Below are 16,801 nucleotides of genomic sequence, written 5' to 3'. Positions count from 1 at the left end.
GAAAGGAAACCCTAAAAAAAATTGGTTCCCCGGCCGATATAATAACAAAAGCACGGATTTAGGGGGCAGTTTTGTGGGGGATCAAGAGGATAAGTTAATTTGGCTAGGTTTATATAGAACAAGACACTACGTAGTCGGTGGAATGACCATTTTACAAGTGAACGGCCGTGAGGTGTCGACGGGCAGTACGAAAGTTTACATGGAAGAGCTTAATATGGAAAAAATGAGGTTTATCAGCCGGGTGGAGATTCCGCAAAATAGTAATGTGCTATTGGGGTTGAAATTCAAGGTTGCCAACCAATTGCTTGAGTTTAAAGCCAAGATACTTGGCGTTCAGGCAAATGTAAAAAAGAGAAGATATACATATTTAGTAGAATTTTTAATTGAAAACGATAAAGACACGCAGTCGCTCATTACATTTGTAAATAAAATTCAGTTGGCTAATAAACAGAAGAAATTGAGAAGCGTGACAGAGATAGCTGTGGAAGTGGAATGAGTGTTATACTAACATTAGAAGATTTTCGGATGAGATAGAAAAGAGGTTTTCAGATTGTTAGTAAAGCTGGTTTTAGCGTTGATTATCCCTGCGCTGCTCGTGGTCCTTTTCACAAGAGTGACCTATAACCTTTACGTGGGTACAGGTTTGGCGGCAGCACTCATTTTAGTTTCCATTTTTAAAGGACATGGGAACGAATGGTATGTTATTTTAGTGGATGTCCTTTCCTTAGCGATCGGATTTTTGTATGCGAAGAAAATGGTAGGGAAATTCAAATAAAAAGAGGGAGCGGCATTTCCGAGTTACGGAAGGTCTGCTCCCTCTTTTGCTTGTTGTGCTGCTTGTTGATAGGCGGTCAATGCTTCTTGTTCTTCTGAGGTCGTCGACGCCAGACTGGCGGGTCTTACTACCCAAAGCGGGTCTTTTCCGAAGGTCTCTCCATATCCGGTGAGAACACCTGTAAAGGTAAGAACGTCGCCAACTCGCGGTGGAGATTCAAGCTCATCTGCAAAAGTAACCAGGATGGCTGGGAGAAGCGGCTCCTGCAGCTCATATGTTGAATTGTTTTCTACACGCGTCACCGTTGCAGTCCACCTAATGGCTTTATCTTTATTCGCTTTGATAAAATCATGCACATACTCGCCATCCACTTCACTGTAAGTTAGTTCTTCCTCGGGATTTTCCAATGCACGTTCATCTAGATAAGGAAAGTCTATCGTATCTTCGGGAATATCGTTGAACGAACAGCCTGTCATTAATAAAATCAGCCCAGCTAAGCAGAGCATTTTACTGCCAAAAAACTTTTTCATCATTAATCTCCTCAAAACTAGTTTCCGATTCCAAATACATGATAATGATAAGAATATAGAAAACACTCTTAAAACGCAACATAGACGGGTATAGAGAAAAAAGGCTCATTTTTATAAAAAAGCGAATATCAGTTCGTATTTTTGTTGTTTTGGGCATGTATTGTGGTAGAATATTGGTAGAGGTTAGATGAACGGAAATGGAGGCTTTTTGTGGATGGAACAGTTTGAGTTAGTTTCTGGATATAAGCCGGATGGAGATCAGCCGACCGCGATCGCGGAGATTGTGGAAGGCCTTAAAAACGGGAAAAAGCATCAGACGCTTCTTGGTGCAACGGGTACCGGTAAGACGTTTACTGTCTCCAATGTAATTCAGGCAGTAAACAAACCAACTTTAATTATCGCCCACAACAAAACGTTGGCAGGGCAATTATATAGTGAGTTTAAGGAGTTTTTCCCAAACAACGCAGTTGAGTATTTTGTTAGTTATTATGATTACTATCAACCGGAAGCGTATGTACCTTCCACCGATACATTCATAGAAAAAGACGCAAGTATCAATGATGAAATTGATAAGCTTCGCCACTCGGCAACGGCTTCCCTTTTTGAGCGAAACGACGTGATCATCATCGCCAGTGTGTCATGTATTTATGGCTTGGGTTCACCGGAAGAATACCGTGACCTTGTTGTCAGCTTAAGAACAGGTATGGAAAAAGAACGGAATGTTTTGCTACGCGACTTAGTAGACATCCAATACAGCAGGAATGACATTGACTTCAAGCGCGGTACCTTCCGGGTTCGTGGCGATGTGGTGGAGATTTTCCCGGCATCCCGTGACGAACACTGTATTCGTGTGGAATTCTTCGGAGACGAGATCGACCGCATACGAGAAGTGGATGCACTAACAGGGGAGATTCTTGGAGACAGGAACCATGTCTCCATTTTCCCGGCATCCCACTTCGTAACCCGTGAAGAGAAGATGAAAAAAGCCATTGTCAACATTCAGGCAGAACTGGAAGAGCGACTGGAAGAACTTCGCGAGGCTGGCAAACTGCTTGAAGCTCAGCGACTGGAACAGCGAACCCGATATGACTTGGAAATGATGGCGGAAATGGGCTTTTGTTCGGGAATCGAGAACTACTCCCGTCACCTGACACTACGTCCTGCAGGATCGACTCCCTACACACTAATGGACTTCTTCCCGGAAGATTTCTTGTTGGTAATTGACGAGTCACACGTTACGCTTCCACAAATCAGAGGGATGTTCAATGGAGACCAGGCAAGAAAACAAGTTCTAGTAGACCATGGTTTCCGCCTGCCGTCAGCAAAGGACAACCGTCCATTAAGGTTTGAGGAATTTGAAAAGAAAACAGCCCAGCTTGTTTACGTTTCTGCTACACCAGGACCATACGAGCTGGAGCATACACCAAAAATGGTCGAGCAGATCATCCGACCGACCGGACTGCTTGATCCAATTATTGAAGTGAGACCGATTAAAGGCCAGATTGACGACCTGATCGGTGAAATCCATAAAAGGGTGGAGAAGGATGAAAGGGTTCTTGTCACTACCTTGACGAAGAAAATGTCCGAGGATCTCACCGCTTACTTAAAAGAGCTGGGTATTAAAGTTGCGTATCTGCATTCTGAAATCAAGACGCTTGACCGGATTGAGATAATAAGAGAATTGAGGATGGGGAAACATGATGTTCTGATTGGGATCAACCTATTGAGGGAAGGTCTCGACATCCCGGAAGTATCCCTTGTTACTATTTTAGACGCAGACAAGGAAGGCTTCCTCCGTTCTGAACGGTCCTTGATTCAAACCATCGGACGTGCGGCACGTAACTCGAACGGTAAAGTCATCATGTATGCAGATAAAATAACGAAATCCATGGATATCGCGTTAAATGAAACAAAGCGTCGCCGTGAAATCCAGGAGGCTTATAACCTGGAGCATGGCATCACGCCGACAACCATCAAGAAAAAAGTTCCGGAACTTATCCGTGCCACTTTCGTAGCCGAGGAAGATGGCGATTACGAGGGCAAAGTACGGACACTCAGACCGAAGAACAAGAAAGAAAGAGAAAAGCTCATAGAAAGCATGGAGCAGGAAATGAAAGATGCGGCAAAAGCGCTCGATTTCGAACGTGCAGCCGAGCTTCGTGACCTCATCTTGGAGCTCAAAGCGGAAGGATGACATAAGGATGGCAATGGATAAAATTGTTGTAAAAGGGGCCAGAGCCCATAACTTAAAAAACATAGATGTAACGATTCCCCGCGATAAATTAGTGGTGTTAACAGGGCTGTCAGGATCGGGGAAATCCTCTCTTGCCTTTGACACCATCTATGCGGAAGGACAGCGCCGATATGTGGAGTCCCTTTCTGCCTATGCGCGCCAATTCCTTGGGCAGATGGACAAACCGGATGTGGATGCGATTGAAGGGCTGTCACCTGCCATCTCCATCGATCAGAAGACGACAAGCCGTAACCCGCGTTCTACCGTTGGAACGGTAACAGAAATCTATGATTATCTCCGTCTTCTTTTTGCACGGGTAGGCAGGCCCACATGTCCGAAACATGGCATAGAGATCTCCTCCCAAACAATTGAACAAATGGTAGACCGAATCATGGAATACCCTGAACGAACCAAACTCCAAATTCTTGCGCCGGTGATTCAAGGCCGTAAAGGCACACATGTGAAAACACTGGAAGATATTAAAAAGCAAGGATATGTGCGCGTACGTGTGAACGGTGAAATGATGGAAATCTCCGATGATATTGAGTTGGAAAAGAACAAAAAGCATTCCATTGAAGTAGTTATAGACCGCATTGTGGTAAAAGAAGGAGTTGAAACCCGTCTGTCAGATTCATTGGAATCTGCTATCAGACTTGGGGAAGGGAAAGTGATTGTGGACTTAATTGGGGAAGAGGAACTTCTCTTCAGCGAGCATCATGCTTGTCCACAATGCGGGTTCTCTATTGGTGAATTAGAACCAAGAATGTTCTCCTTTAACAGTCCATACGGAGCATGTCAAAAATGCGATGGATTGGGGACAAAGCTCGAAGTGGACATTGATTTGGTGATGCCCAACAAGAACCTCAGCCTAAAAGAGCACGCGCTTGCACCTTGGGAACCGACAAGTTCACAATATTATCCACAAATGCTGCAAGCTGTGTGTAATCACTACGGCATTGACATGGATGTCCCAGTAAAAGATATCCCCAAGAATCTGTTGGATAAGGTCCTTTATGGCAGTGGAAAAGAAGAGGTTTACTTCCGTTACGAAAACGACTTTGGACAAGTGCGGGAAAACTACATCATATTTGAGGGAGTTATCCCCAATGTGGAAAGACGCTACAAGGAGACGAGCTCCGACTACATCCGTGAACAAATGGAAAAGTATATGGCGCAGCAGCCATGTCCTGCTTGTAAGGGGAACCGTCTGAAGTTAGAAAGCTTATCGGTGCTTATCAACAATAGGCATATCGGAAATGTGACTAACTTTTCTATCGTCGAAGCATTGGACTTCTTTGATAGCCTTGAGCTGACGGAAAAAGAAAGAAAGATTGCCCATATGATATTACGTGAAATTGAAGAACGCCTTGGTTTCTTGAATAATGTCGGGCTTGATTATTTGACGATGAGCCGTTCTGCCGGAACGCTTTCTGGTGGCGAGGCGCAACGGATTCGTCTCGCAACCCAAATCGGCTCACGATTAACAGGGGTTCTGTATATTCTAGATGAGCCATCCATCGGACTTCATCAGCGAGATAATGACCGCCTTATTCAAACATTAAAAAATATGCGCGACATCGGAAACACGTTAATTGTCGTCGAGCATGACGAAGACACGATGATGGCAGCGGACTATTTGCTTGATATCGGACCTGGAGCTGGTGTTCATGGAGGTCAGGTGATTTCTGCTGGTACACCTGAGGAAGTAATGAATGATGAGAGCTCTTTGACCGGTCAATATTTATCAGGCAAGAAGTTCATTCCACTACCGACAGAACGAAAAGTCGTAAAGGACCGTTTCATTGAAGTGATCGGTGCAAACGAAAACAACTTGAGTAATGTGAATGTCAAAATACCGCTTGGATGTTTTGTGGCAGTAACAGGGGTTTCAGGATCAGGGAAAAGTACGTTAATCAATGATATTTTGCATAAGGCCCTTGCGCAGCGTTTGCATAATGCGAAGACAAAACCTGGCCAGCACAAAGAGATCCGAGGGATTGACCATCTTGATAAGGTAATTGATATCGATCAGTCTCCGATTGGAAGAACGCCGCGTTCTAACCCGGCGACCTACACAGGGGTATTTGACGACATCCGTGATGTATTTGCTTCTACTAATGAAGCGAAAGTTCGCGGATATAAGAAAGGTCGTTTTTCTTTCAATGTGAAAGGCGGCCGTTGTGAGGCATGTCGCGGGGATGGAATTATCAAGATTGAAATGCATTTCCTTCCTGATGTGTATGTGCCATGTGAAGTGTGTCATGGTAAACGTTATAACCGTGAAACGCTTGAAGTGCAGTATAAAGGAAAAAATATAGATGATATTTTGAAAATGACTGTTGAAGATGCGGTGAGTTTCTTTGAAAACATTCCGAAGATCAAGCGGAAGCTGCAAACCATTTACGATGTTGGCTTAGGTTATATTACACTTGGCCAGCCTGCAACCACTCTATCCGGTGGAGAAGCGCAACGTGTCAAACTTGCTTCAGAATTGCACCGCAGATCTACAGGTCGTTCCCTTTATATCTTGGACGAACCGACAACAGGCTTGCATGTGGATGATATTTCGAGACTGTTGAAGGTGTTGCAACGATTAGTGGAGAATGGCGATACCGTGCTGGTTATTGAACATAACTTAGATGTTATTAAAGCAGTGGATTACATGGTGGACCTTGGTCCTGAAGGTGGAGACAAAGGCGGCAGTATCATTGCGACTGGCACACCAGAAGAGATCATTGAAGTAGAAGCTTCCTATACGGGGCAATACCTCCGACCTGTTTTACTGCGTGACCGCGATAGAATGGATCAGAAAGTAAAGAAAGTGGAAGCAGTCAGCAAAGGATGACTTTGCGGTTTAAATAAAAAAAGGATGGTAAATGCCAATTTGGCAACCATCCTTTTTTTGTATTGCTATTGGTTTGTCTCTTGTTCTTGAACTTTCTTTTCAATAATATCTTGTAAGAATCGAACATCCATCTCATAGGTTTTGTCCTTGAAACGAATTTCGCCAGTATTTTCGTTTAGTTTTCCGCTCAAGTGAAAAGAGGCACTTTGAATCTTGTACTCTTTTGACGCTTCATCATAATGAAAGTCTGCTTTATCTATTTCATTCGTCACAACTGGACGGATGGTATTTTCCACATAATTAGAAGAAGACTCAGTGAAATCGGGACCCAGTACGCCAAAGAAAATCAAACCGGTAAGTATCAGTCCAATCATAACAAGTTTAGATAAAATGCTTTTCAAGAAAGGAATCACCACAAACAAAACGACCAGCACAATAATGATAGTCAACAAATGATCCATAATAAAATCCATATCCATTTCACTCCTTCCACACAATCTATACCCAGAAACTACAACCATTATACCATTTACAGTGAAGGAGACTCAAAGAATCCAAATGGAATCACAACGCGCAACAAACTAATAAGACTTGAGGCGTACGACATGGGTTTCAAAAATCCTGCCGGGGTCTGACCCCTTTTCGAAATTTTTATGAGAAAATAAGTGTATAAGCAGAAAGTGAAACTTTTGGGTTTGTTTAGTCGTAGAGGTAGTATAGATAAATCTAAGGAAATGTTCTATTGAGGTTAAGGGTAATATAAAAGGTTATATAAAGGGAGGATGTTATGTATGGAAGAGCGTAAGCGTATTTTGAAGTTGGTGGAGGAAGGGAAGCTGACAGCGGAAGAGGCGATTATTTTATTGGAGAGTTTGGAGAAGAATAGTGAAGAGAAGAATTTGCGACAGGATGAAATTGTTTCTGAGCTTGCGAAGGATGCTAAAGGTTCTCAGGAAGCAGAGGATAATATTTTTAAGGCTCTATCCACCAAAGTTTTCTCTAATTCTAATTCAAAAAATGGCTCAGCTGGTTCATCAGGGAGCGGATCCAGTTCTTTTGATAAATCCAAATTCGATTCCTACAGCAAGCAGGCATCCTCTTTTAAAAATAACATCTTAGATTTCGTAGGAAGTGCGCTGCAGAAGATTAAAGATTTGGACTTGGATTTCAACTTTGGTCCTTCTATCTCCATTCAACATATTTTCCAGCAGTCAGATGTGCATTTGCAGCATATCGACCTGGATGTTGCGAATGGCGCTGTCAAGGTGGTTCCTTGGAAAGAGAACGATGTGAAGATAGAGTGTGAGGCGAAAGTTTATGAAGAAAACTCACAAGATGACGCGCGCAAAGCTTTCTTGAGTGAAGTTCTATTTTCCATTGAAGCTGGGAAACTGCGTTTTTCTGTCCAAAAGAAGCATATAAAAGTGAATGCTACGGTTTATGTTCCAGAAGAGAAATATGACAGCTTGAATATCCGCATGTTTAATGGACCGATATCAGGGGAAGGTTTACATGTAAAGTCGATGAAAATGAAATCGGCGAATGGCTCGTTAACATGGGAGAACCTAACGAGCGATTACATTGAAGCGGAAACGGCAAACGGTCATATTAAGTTGACAGATTGCGACGCGAAAGAAATCGAAGCGGAAACGATCAACGGCATGTTGAAAGTTCGCGGAGATATCGAAAAGCTCGATGTTCAGAGCTTTAATGGGAATGTGGTCGGTGAGTTGACTGGATCTGCCGCACGTTCCATTATGGCAAAAACAAAAACAGGCAGTGTGGACCTGTTCATTCCAACGGAAAACGCAGTGGAAGCTGAGTTGAAAACGAATCTTGGAAGCTTTACATGCGAGGTTCCAGGGATGGATGTTGTGGAGGAGAAAAATGAAGTGGTGCAAAAGGCACTTCACTTTAAGGCGAAAAAAGAAGATGCACCGCTCACATACATCTTTGCCGAAACAAATACAGGTTCTATTTTAATCAAACCATATGAGGTGAAGTAATATGAAACGTCTTATCCGTTCCAAGAACGACCGCAAGCTTGCGGGTGTGCTTGGAGGTCTAGGGAAATATTTAGGAGTAGATTCCAATCTGTTGCGTGTTATTTTTGTCATACTTTTATTCCCGACAGGAGTAATGCCTTTGATTGTTACGTACTTTGTTTTAACATTTCTACTTCCTAACGAAGAAACAGAGATCCGCTGATGAGATGGGCTATCAGTATTCTCGTCAATGCATTAATATTGATTGTGGTTGCAGGCTATTTTGACTCGTTCCAGCTGAGCGGTGTCGGAGCTGCGATCATTGCAAGTTTGATTTTGGCAGTGTTGAATACTATTGTGAAACCAATCTTGGTCATTTTGACATTGCCTGTCACGTTGCTTAGTCTTGGGTTATTCTTGTTTGTTATCAATGCCATCACACTGATGTTGACGGCTTTCTTGATGGGGGATTCGTTCAATATTGATGGTTTTGGAACGGCTATTTTGGCAGCAATCGTTATATCGATATTGAATTTGCTAATCCAGAAGGCGATTGTCGAGCCTTTGCAAAAAAAGAATTAACATGAAACGCGAACCTGGCTTATCCGGGTTCGCGTTTTTAAAATTCCGTTTGAAACCGCTGTTGATCTCCGCAAATGGCTTCGCTTTCCGCGGGGCGACCTTGAGCCTCCTCACTTCGTTGCGGGGTCTCAACATTGTCGCTTCTTCCCCCGCTGGAGTCTTCGCCTTTTGCTCCAATCAACAGCTATGATATTCCAAGCTCCCACTAAATTCCCCTCCTCCAAACCTCCCACTTAATAAAAAAGTCAAATAGTGCTAAAATGAGAAAAGGTTGTTTTTACATAGGAAGCATGACACTCATTTTGCAAGACAACATCAGGGTGTTTCCATACTTAAGGAGGTTTTGGCTGTGCCAAAGGTTCGGACAAAGGATCTGATTGAGAAGTTTAATTTTGAATTGATTGGTGGGGAAGAGGGCGTGAATCGTCCGATTGCGACAAGTGATATCTCCCGACCTGGTATAGAGATGGCCGGTTATTTTACCTACTATCCGGCAGAGCGAATCCAGTTGCTTGGAAAAACGGAGTTGTCTTTCTTTGAAAGGCTTACGCCAAAGGAAAAGAGAGAGCGTATGAGTCAGCTCTGTACGGACATCACTCCGGGAATCATTGTTTCAAGGGACATGGAAGTTCCTCCTGAACTCGTGGAAGCAGCAGAGTACGAAAGTGTGCCACTAATGCGCTCACCGATGAAAACGACGAGGCTTTCCTCCCATCTGACAAATTATCTTGAAGGAAAGCTTGCACCGACAACAGCCGTACATGGCGTTCTTGTCGACATTTATGGAGTTGGCGTGCTTATCACTGGGAAAAGCGGCGTTGGGAAAAGTGAAACGGCGCTTGAGCTTGTAAAAAGAGGACACCGTCTTGTGGCAGATGATTGCGTCGAAATCAGGCAGGAAGATACGGATACACTTATCGGGAACTCTCCGGAACTGATTGAACATCTGCTTGAAATCAGGGGTCTAGGTATCATCAACGTGATGACCCTTTTCGGAGCGGGAGCAGTACGCAGCTACAAACGTATCACGCTTGTCATTAATCTTGAGCTTTGGGATAAAAACAAGCAGTATGACCGCGTTGGGTTGGATGAAGAGAAGATGAAGATTATTGATTCTGAAGTCACACGCTTGACGGTTCCTGTTCGTCCTGGGCGAAATTTGGCTGTTATCATTGAAGTGGCAGCGATGAATTTCCGCTTGAAGAGAATGGGCATGAATGCTGCCGAACAGTTCTCCAACCGTTTGTCAGGTGTCATAAATAATGAAAACGAGCATGAAGACATTTAAAAAATAATGGAGTGTGGGGAATATGTTGTTAGGAAACATTGAGCCGTTAAATCCAGTCATGATCAGTTGGCCAATAACGGTTTACTGGTATGGGGCAATCATTGGAACAGGAGCCCTGCTTGGTTTATGGCTGGCCACAAGGGAGTCGGAAAGACGGGGGCTTAACAAAGATGTATTTGTCGATCTTGTCTTGTTTGCCATCCCGATAGCGATTCTATGTGCAAGGCTGTATTATGTAGCGTTTCAGTGGGATCATTATTCACAAAATCCAGGTGATATTTTGAAGATATGGGAAGGTGGCCTGGCGATTCATGGTGGACTGATTGGAGCCATCACCACTGGGGTTATTTTTGCAAGAATACGAGGAATTTCGTTCTGGAAGCTTGCCGATATTGGTGCACCAAGTATCCTTCTTGGTCAGGCGATTGGACGCTGGGGAAATTTCATGAACCAGGAAGCCCATGGTGGAGAAGTGACAAGAGCTTTCTTGGAAGGACTTTACTTACCGGATTTCATCATCAACCAAATGTACATTAACGGTACATACTATCACCCAACTTTCCTTTATGAGTCCATCTGGAATTTTGTAGGTGTCGGATTGCTTCTTTTACTGAGAAAAGTAAACCTAAGACGCGGGGAACTCTTCTTAAGTTACGTGATTTGGTATTCCGTCGGACGCTTCTTTATCGAAGGAATGCGTACGGACAGCTTGATGCTGACCGAGACTTTAAGAATTGCACAAGTTATTTCCATTGGTCTAATTGTCCTTGCCATCGGACTTATCATTGTGCGCCGTGTACTGGGCATGGCCAACAGACGTTACTTGGATCCAGAAAACAAAGAGCGCTATATGGACTCCAAGAAAAATACACCTGAAGCGACTAAATAAGAAAAGCCTCCAACAGATAAAAAATGGAGCGGCTACTTCAAAGGGGGAGGAGCTTCATGATGCAAACATTTAAACGCGGGCTGATGGTGGGGCTTGGGACGACGTGGACACTGGGGAAAGTTATTTTCCCAGTCACGCTCCTTGTCGGTATCCTTCAACATACACCAGTCTTGCAGTATCTTATCAACGCAATTGCGCCGATCATGGGGATTTTTGGCCTGTCAGGTGAAGCGGCCATTCCGCTTGTGATCGGGAATTTCCTGAATCTCTATGCTGGAATCGGTGCCATCCTCACCTTAGACCTTACCGTAAAAGAGGTCTTTATTTTAGCGGTGATGCTTTCGTTTTCCCATAATCTTTTAGTAGAGTCGACCGTAGCGGCAAAAGTAGGATTGAAGATTTGGGTGATTCTAGCTGTCCGACTGGGCCTAGCTTTCTCTGCTGGAATTATCATCAACCTGGTTTGGAAAGGTGGCGGCGAGCTCGCCCAGTATGGGATGGTCGCAAAATCCGAAGCGGCTGTGACTGGCTTTTTTCCTATTATTCTTGATGCCACCCAGCGCGGATTGATGGGTATCTTTCAACTTGCGATTATCGTTATTCCGCTTATGATTCTCGTGCAATATATGAAGGAACTTGGCTGGTTGGCTGTATTCTCGAAGTGGATGAGACCGTTCACCCGTGCGCTTGGAATGAAAGAGAACACCTCTACTACGATGGCTGCCGGTCTGGTGATTGGTCTTGCATATGGGGCAGGAGTTATGATTCAGGCGGTAAAAGAGGATAATGTAAGTAAGAAGGATTTGACACTTGCCTTTATTTTTCTCGTAGCTTGTCATGCAGTGGTGGAGGATACATTAATTTTCATTCCGCTCGGCATCCCTGTTTGGCCGTTACTTGCCATCCGTGTTACAACAGCCATTCTCCTCACGATAGCAGTGGCTTTCATTTGGAAACGGCTAGAACTTGCAAAAAGAAAGGAAGCCTCTTATGACCATTAATACCGTGCTTTTTGATTTAGATGGAACTTTGATAGATACGAACGACTTGATTATTGAGTCGTTTCTTCACACATTAGATCATTATTATCCTGAGCAATATGGCCGCGAAGACGTACTGACCTTCCTCGGCCCACCTTTATACGATACGTTCGTTAAAATGGATGAATCGAAAGTGGACGAAATGGTAGCCCATTACCGTGCCTTTAATATGGCCAAACATGATGAGTACGTAACAGAGTTTGAAGGCGTTGTGGAAACAGTGAAGCTCCTTCATGAAAAAGGTCTGAAGCTTGGAATCGTGACAACAAAAATGCGTCAAACAGTGGTGATGGGGCTTAAGCTGACAGGCCTTGACCAGTTCTTTGATGTCGTGGTCTGTCTTGATGATGTTACCAACGCCAAACCAGATCCTGAACCGATCCACCTTGCCCTGCAACAGCTTGGCTCAACCCCTGAACAGGCAATCATGGTCGGCGATAACTTCCATGATATCTTAGCAGGCAAAAATGCCGGAACAAAAACGGCTGCAGTGAGCTGGACAATCAAAGGAGTAGAATATCTACAATCCTTTGAACCGGATTACATGCTGAGACATATGCAGGATTTGCTGCCAATAGTGGGAGTGACCGAGGGTGAGTAGACGGACGACCCGCTATCCGGTGGAAGGCGCGAATTCCCTATGGCACGTCTATAAAACCGTCCCTTTTTTAAAGGTTGTGAAAAACTTCGCCGTCATCCAGCTTGCCAGGTACACGCCATTTCTCGGAATGAAAAACTGGCTCTACCGCACCTTCTTGCGCATGAAGGTAGGCGATCAGACTTCCTTCGCCTTAATGGTGATGCTTGATGTCATGTTTCCGGAAAAAATAAGCGTCGGCCGCAACACGGTCATTGGCTATAACACCACCATCCTTGCCCACGAATACCTGGTCAAGGAATACCGCCTTGGCGATGTGGAAATCGGCAGCGAAGTCATGATCGGCGCCAACACGACCATCCTTCCCGGCGTCATCATCGGCGACGGCGCCATCGTCTCCGCCGGCACCCTCGTACATAAAGACGTCCCAGAAGGCGCGTTTGTCGGCGGAAACCCAATGCGGGTTATCTATACGAAAGAGGAAATGCAGGAGCGGATGAGGTTTTAGCAGGCTGGAAGGCATATTAAAGGTTTATGAAGACCTGTCTAGCGAGGATATTAAGCAAGAGAGGTCCTCATGACCGTTATGAAGACCTGTCTAACCAGGATTTTGAGCCAGAGAAGTCTTCATAACCTGTATGAAGACCTTACTAGCATGAATTTTGAGTCAGAGAAGTCCTCATAGCCGATATGAAGACCTGTCTAGCATAAATTTTGAGCCAATGAGGTCTTCATTCAAATTCAATTCAGTATTTTCAACCCTACAAGCACTTTGTCCAAGGATAAAGTGCCTTTTTTTACCCAAAATAGAGAAAGACACACCCCAGACCGTTAACACTTGACCAAAAAGCTTCATTTTGTTAGTATGTTACCATATTAGCGAACTAAAGGATTTCAGATTATTTTAAAAGGTGGGTATCCACATGTCAAATTCAAAACTATTCATGTTCGAAAAACCACTAGGAATGCGGGACACGCTTCCTTCCTTATATGAAGCAAAACAGAACGTCAAAAACACCATGACAGCAGAAATCAGTCAATGGGGCTATCAGTTTATGGAGACCCCGACACTTGAATACTACGAAACGGTAGGCGAAGCATCGGCCATACTTGATCAGCAACTGTTCAAGCTGCTCGATCAGCAAGGACATACACTTGTGTTGAGACCAGACATGACAGCACCAATTGCGAGGGTGGCGGCTTCAAGACTTTTAAATGAAGGCTATCCGCAGCGACTTGCCTACTCGGCAAATGTTTTTCGTGCTCAGCAGAATGAAGCAGGGCGACCGGCAGAGTTTGAGCAAATTGGTGTGGAGTGCATCGGAGACCGTTCTATCAGTGCGGATGCCGAGATGATTGCATTGCTTGTTGCACTTCTTAAAAACACAGGGTTATCGACGTTTACTGTCGCGATTGGCCATATCGGATTCTTGCAGGAGATCTTCCTCGATATAGTCGGGAATGAAGAGCGTGCGGCAACCTTAAGAAGATACTTATATGAAAAAAATTACGTGGGGTATCGGGAGCATGTGAAAAACCTGTCTTTGTCCTCCATTGATAAAAAACGCCTTTTGAACTTATTAACGTTAAGAGGAGATTCGTCCAACATTGAACTTGCAAAAGAAGTGCTGGATGGAGAGGCAGGTAAAAAAGCGATCCAAGAGCTTGAGCAACTGTGGACGATGTTGGAAGCTTATGGTGTCACAGATTTTGTGAAGCTTGATTTGAACATTGTCAGTCATATGAGTTATTACACGGGGATCGTGTTTGAGGCGTATGCCGGAAACATCGGCTTTCCAATTGGTAACGGCGGAAGATACGACAAGCTGTTTGAGAAGTTCAACCGTGAAAAATCGGCAACAGGTTTCGGAATCCATTTAGACCGTCTTTTAGAAGCAAAAGGTGTGAAGAAGGCGGAGGTTAAGATACACGGAGTTCTGTTTAGTCAAGAAAGAAGAGAAGAGGCCATCGCATTTGCCACTTCTAAAAGAGAAGCAGGGGAAAAAGTAATCCTTCAGGATATTGCAGGTGTGGAAAATGTCGATGCGTGCACGGCATCTTTCAGTGATGTGACCTTTTTCCTTGGAAAAGCTAGAAAGGAGAGCGACGAAGCATGAGCGTACTGACGATTGCGATGCCAAAAGGGAGAATTTTTGAAGAAGCGGCTCAACTGCTTGTTCAAGCGGGTTATAAAATCCCTCCCGACCTTGAGGATTCTAGAAAGCTGATTATTGATGTTCCAGATGAAAACATGCGCTTTATTTTAGCAAAGCCGATGGATGTGACCACATATGTGGAGCATGGTGTGGCAGATGTCGGAATTGCCGGCAAAGACGTGATGCTAGAAGAAGAGCGCGATGTCTATGAAGTGCTTGATTTGAAAATAAGTGAATGCTACTTGGCGGTTGCAGGGCTGCCCGGTACGGAAATGAAAGATGTGGCTCCTAAAATTGCAACCAAATATCCGGGAATAGCTTCAAGCTATTATCGCGAGCAAGGGGAACAGGTGGAGATTGTGAAACTAAACGGGTCAATTGAATTAGCCCCGTTAATCGGGTTGTCGGACCGTATTGTGGATATTGTATCCACAGGGCGAACGCTTAAAGAGAATGGATTAGTGGAATTTGAGAGAATTGTGGATATCACGTCCCGATTGATTGTCAATCCTGTGAGCTACAGGTTAAAAGACAAGCAGATAGATGAACTTGTGGATAGATTAGCAGAGGTAGTTGGAGAGGTGTAAAAAGGATGAAGATAAAAAAAGTGAGTGAATCGGTATCTTTACGCCGTTCGATTGACCAAGGAACGGAAGAACAACGTGATGCAGTGCTTCAGATCCTGCAAACGGTCAAGGAACAAGGTGATCAAGCGCTGTTCTCCTATACTGAAAAATGGGATGGTGCGAAGCTATCCACATTAAAAGTGACAACAGAAGAAATCCAAGAAGCTTATCAACAGATTTCTCCACAAGTTATCAACATTATCCACAATGCAGCGGAAAACATCCGCGATTTTCATCAAAAACAGGTCAAACAGTCGTGGTTATCCACAAAACCGGACGGCACCATTCTTGGCCAACAGATAACAGCACTTGATGCGGTCGGCGTCTATGTGCCCGGCGGAAAAGCGGCTTATCCGTCTTCCGTGTTGATGAATGTTATTCCGGCACAAGCGGCGGGAGTAGAGCGTATTGCGATGGTGAGTCCGCCTTCAGCAGATGGTACTTTGCCGGCAGGAGTGTTGGTGGCAGCGGATATCCTGGGTGTGGATGAAATCTATAAAGTGGGTGGAGCACAAGCTGTAGCGGCTCTTGCTTATGGGACGGAGACCATTCAGGCTGTGGATAAAATCGTTGGACCTGGTAACATCTTTGTTGCCCTTGCGAAAAAAGAAGTATATGGACTTGTGGATATCGACAGCATCGCCGGACCTAGTGAAATTGTGGTGTTGGCTGATGAGACGGCCCGGGCTAATGAGATTGCAGCCGACTTATTGTCTCAGGCTGAGCATGATGAACGGGCCTCAAGCGTGCTCGTGACCACATCAGCATCACTTGCGGAACAGGTCGCTCAGGAAGTAGAAGACCAACTATCCACATTGCCGCGTGAAGCAATAGCGCGAGCGTCTATTGAAGCGTATGGCACTATTTTTGTAACAGATACAATGAAAGAAGCACTCCGTGTGGTAAATGAACTGGCGCCCGAGCATTTGGAAGTGATGACAGCCGAGGCGATGAACCTTCTACCGTATATCAAACATGCCGGAGCTATTTTCCTGGGAAGATACAGCTCAGAGCCTGTTGGGGATTATTTTGCCGGACCGAATCATGTGTTACCTACTAATGGGACAGCACGCTTTTCCAGTGGATTGTCTGTGGACGAATTTGTGAAAAAATCCAGTGTGATTATGTATAGTGAACAGGCTTTAAAAGAGAATGTGGATAAAATTGCGGCGTTCGCGCGCTTAGAGGGCTTAGAAGCGCATGCCCGTGCAGTGGAATCGCGATTTACTAACAAGGAAAAGTGAGGAGACATTC

At 44.5% G+C, this 16,801-nt stretch carries 17 protein-coding genes; 15 read left to right on the top strand and 2 right to left on the bottom strand.

Annotated features, from left to right (window positions below; translation table 11 throughout):
- The first annotated feature begins 73 nt into the window (after nt 1–73).
- Together K7887_RS19400 and K7887_RS19395 are read left to right on the top strand one after the other, a co-directional pair.
- Nucleotides 74–496, top strand: coding sequence for a hypothetical protein (locus tag K7887_RS19400; protein WP_223491249.1), 423 nt, complete (start codon nt 74–76; stop codon nt 494–496).
- A gap of 54 nt (nt 497–550) precedes the next feature.
- Nucleotides 551–775 carry a DUF2198 family protein gene (locus tag K7887_RS19395; RefSeq protein WP_223491248.1) on the top strand — a complete coding sequence of 75 codons (225 nt, stop codon included), beginning with the start codon at nt 551–553 and terminating at the stop codon, nt 773–775.
- Between the two features lie 23 nt (nt 776–798).
- On the opposite strand, the gene K7887_RS19390 is transcribed toward K7887_RS19395, so the two are convergent.
- Nucleotides 799–1,305 carry a hypothetical protein gene (locus tag K7887_RS19390; protein ID WP_223491247.1) on the bottom strand — a complete coding sequence of 169 codons (507 nt, stop codon included), beginning with the start codon at nt 1,303–1,305 and terminating at the stop codon, nt 799–801.
- 214 nt (nt 1,306–1,519) lie between these two features.
- Here K7887_RS19390 and uvrB point away from each other — a divergent pair, with 214 nt between their 5' ends.
- Both uvrB and uvrA read left to right on the top strand, forming a co-directional pair.
- Complete coding sequence (gene uvrB / locus K7887_RS19385) at nt 1,520–3,499, top strand: excinuclease ABC subunit UvrB (protein ID WP_223491246.1); 1,980 nt, start codon at nt 1,520–1,522, stop codon at nt 3,497–3,499.
- 7 nt (nt 3,500–3,506) lie between these two features.
- Nucleotides 3,507–6,383 carry an excinuclease ABC subunit UvrA gene (gene uvrA / locus K7887_RS19380; RefSeq protein ID WP_223491245.1) on the top strand — a complete coding sequence of 959 codons (2,877 nt, stop codon included), beginning with the start codon at nt 3,507–3,509 and terminating at the stop codon, nt 6,381–6,383.
- Nucleotides 6,384–6,448: 65 nt separating this feature from the next.
- Here the strand turns inward: uvrA and K7887_RS19375 are convergent, their stop codons facing one another.
- Nucleotides 6,449–6,856, bottom strand: a complete 408-nt coding sequence (locus K7887_RS19375) for a hypothetical protein (protein WP_223491244.1) — start codon at nt 6,854–6,856, stop codon at nt 6,449–6,451.
- 318 nt (nt 6,857–7,174) lie between these two features.
- Here K7887_RS19375 and K7887_RS19370 point away from each other — a divergent pair, with 318 nt between their 5' ends.
- The 11 genes from K7887_RS19370 to hisD all read left to right on the top strand — a co-directional run bounded on the left by K7887_RS19370 (nt 7,175) and on the right by hisD (nt 16,791).
- On the top strand, nt 7,175–8,389 hold the full coding sequence (locus K7887_RS19370) for a DUF4097 family beta strand repeat-containing protein (protein WP_223491243.1): 1,215 nt from the start codon (nt 7,175–7,177) through the stop codon (nt 8,387–8,389).
- Nucleotide 8,390: 1 nt separating this feature from the next.
- On the top strand, nt 8,391–8,591 hold the full coding sequence (locus tag K7887_RS19365) for a PspC domain-containing protein (RefSeq protein ID WP_088019498.1): 201 nt from the start codon (nt 8,391–8,393) through the stop codon (nt 8,589–8,591).
- Nucleotides 8,588–8,950 carry a phage holin family protein gene (locus tag K7887_RS19360; protein ID WP_223493708.1) on the top strand — a complete coding sequence of 121 codons (363 nt, stop codon included), beginning with the start codon at nt 8,588–8,590 and terminating at the stop codon, nt 8,948–8,950. Before K7887_RS19365 ends, K7887_RS19360 begins: the two co-directional genes overlap by 4 nt.
- A gap of 349 nt (nt 8,951–9,299) precedes the next feature.
- Nucleotides 9,300–10,238 carry an HPr(Ser) kinase/phosphatase gene (hprK, locus tag K7887_RS19355; RefSeq protein WP_060664420.1) on the top strand — a complete coding sequence of 313 codons (939 nt, stop codon included), beginning with the start codon at nt 9,300–9,302 and terminating at the stop codon, nt 10,236–10,238.
- Nucleotides 10,239–10,260: 22 nt separating this feature from the next.
- On the top strand, nt 10,261–11,127 hold the full coding sequence (gene lgt, locus K7887_RS19350; RefSeq protein WP_223491242.1) for a prolipoprotein diacylglyceryl transferase: 867 nt from the start codon (nt 10,261–10,263) through the stop codon (nt 11,125–11,127).
- Between the two features lie 56 nt (nt 11,128–11,183).
- Nucleotides 11,184–12,128 carry a nucleoside recognition domain-containing protein gene (locus K7887_RS19345; protein ID WP_223491241.1) on the top strand — a complete coding sequence of 315 codons (945 nt, stop codon included), beginning with the start codon at nt 11,184–11,186 and terminating at the stop codon, nt 12,126–12,128.
- Nucleotides 12,118–12,768, top strand: a complete 651-nt coding sequence (ppaX, locus tag K7887_RS19340; RefSeq protein ID WP_223491240.1) for a pyrophosphatase PpaX — start codon at nt 12,118–12,120, stop codon at nt 12,766–12,768. The genes K7887_RS19345 and ppaX overlap by 11 nt, the downstream gene beginning before the upstream one ends.
- Complete coding sequence (locus tag K7887_RS19335; protein ID WP_223491239.1) at nt 12,761–13,273, top strand: acyltransferase; 513 nt, start codon at nt 12,761–12,763, stop codon at nt 13,271–13,273. The genes ppaX and K7887_RS19335 overlap by 8 nt, the downstream gene beginning before the upstream one ends.
- 415 nt (nt 13,274–13,688) lie before the next feature.
- Nucleotides 13,689–14,882, top strand: coding sequence for an ATP phosphoribosyltransferase regulatory subunit (locus tag K7887_RS19330; RefSeq protein ID WP_223491238.1), 1,194 nt, complete (start codon nt 13,689–13,691; stop codon nt 14,880–14,882).
- Complete coding sequence (gene hisG, locus K7887_RS19325) at nt 14,879–15,508, top strand: ATP phosphoribosyltransferase (RefSeq protein ID WP_168862829.1); 630 nt, start codon at nt 14,879–14,881, stop codon at nt 15,506–15,508. Before K7887_RS19330 ends, hisG begins: the two co-directional genes overlap by 4 nt.
- A 5-nt stretch (nt 15,509–15,513) precedes the next feature.
- Nucleotides 15,514–16,791, top strand: coding sequence for a histidinol dehydrogenase (hisD, locus tag K7887_RS19320; RefSeq protein ID WP_223491237.1), 1,278 nt, complete (start codon nt 15,514–15,516; stop codon nt 16,789–16,791).
- Nucleotides 16,792–16,801: the final 10 nt, after the last annotated feature.

Origin of the sequence: Sutcliffiella horikoshii (assembly GCF_019931755.1) — a bacterium.
GTDB classification, from domain to species: domain Bacteria; phylum Bacillota; class Bacilli; order Bacillales; family Bacillaceae_I; genus Sutcliffiella_A; species Sutcliffiella_A horikoshii_E.
This window is presented reverse-complemented; position numbering and strand designations above follow the sequence as displayed.

Coding starts and splice junctions, on each gene's coding strand:
- K7887_RS19390 (WP_223491247.1), bottom strand. CDS start 1,305: ATGAAAAAGTTTTTTGGCAGTAAAATGCTCTGCTTAGCTGGGCTGATT.
- uvrB (WP_223491246.1), top strand. CDS start 1,520: ATGGAACAGTTTGAGTTAGTTTCTGGATATAAGCCGGATGGAGATCAG.
- uvrA (WP_223491245.1), top strand. CDS start 3,507: ATGGCAATGGATAAAATTGTTGTAAAAGGGGCCAGAGCCCATAACTTA.
- K7887_RS19375 (WP_223491244.1), bottom strand. CDS start 6,856: ATGGATTTTATTATGGATCATTTGTTGACTATCATTATTGTGCTGGTC.
- K7887_RS19370 (WP_223491243.1), top strand. CDS start 7,175: ATGGAAGAGCGTAAGCGTATTTTGAAGTTGGTGGAGGAAGGGAAGCTG.
- K7887_RS19365 (WP_088019498.1), top strand. CDS start 8,391: ATGAAACGTCTTATCCGTTCCAAGAACGACCGCAAGCTTGCGGGTGTG.
- lgt (WP_223491242.1), top strand. CDS start 10,261: ATGTTGTTAGGAAACATTGAGCCGTTAAATCCAGTCATGATCAGTTGG.
- K7887_RS19345 (WP_223491241.1), top strand. CDS start 11,184: ATGATGCAAACATTTAAACGCGGGCTGATGGTGGGGCTTGGGACGACG.
- ppaX (WP_223491240.1), top strand. CDS start 12,118: ATGACCATTAATACCGTGCTTTTTGATTTAGATGGAACTTTGATAGAT.
- K7887_RS19330 (WP_223491238.1), top strand. CDS start 13,689: ATGTCAAATTCAAAACTATTCATGTTCGAAAAACCACTAGGAATGCGG.
- hisG (WP_168862829.1), top strand. CDS start 14,879: ATGAGCGTACTGACGATTGCGATGCCAAAAGGGAGAATTTTTGAAGAA.
- hisD (WP_223491237.1), top strand. CDS start 15,514: ATGAAGATAAAAAAAGTGAGTGAATCGGTATCTTTACGCCGTTCGATT.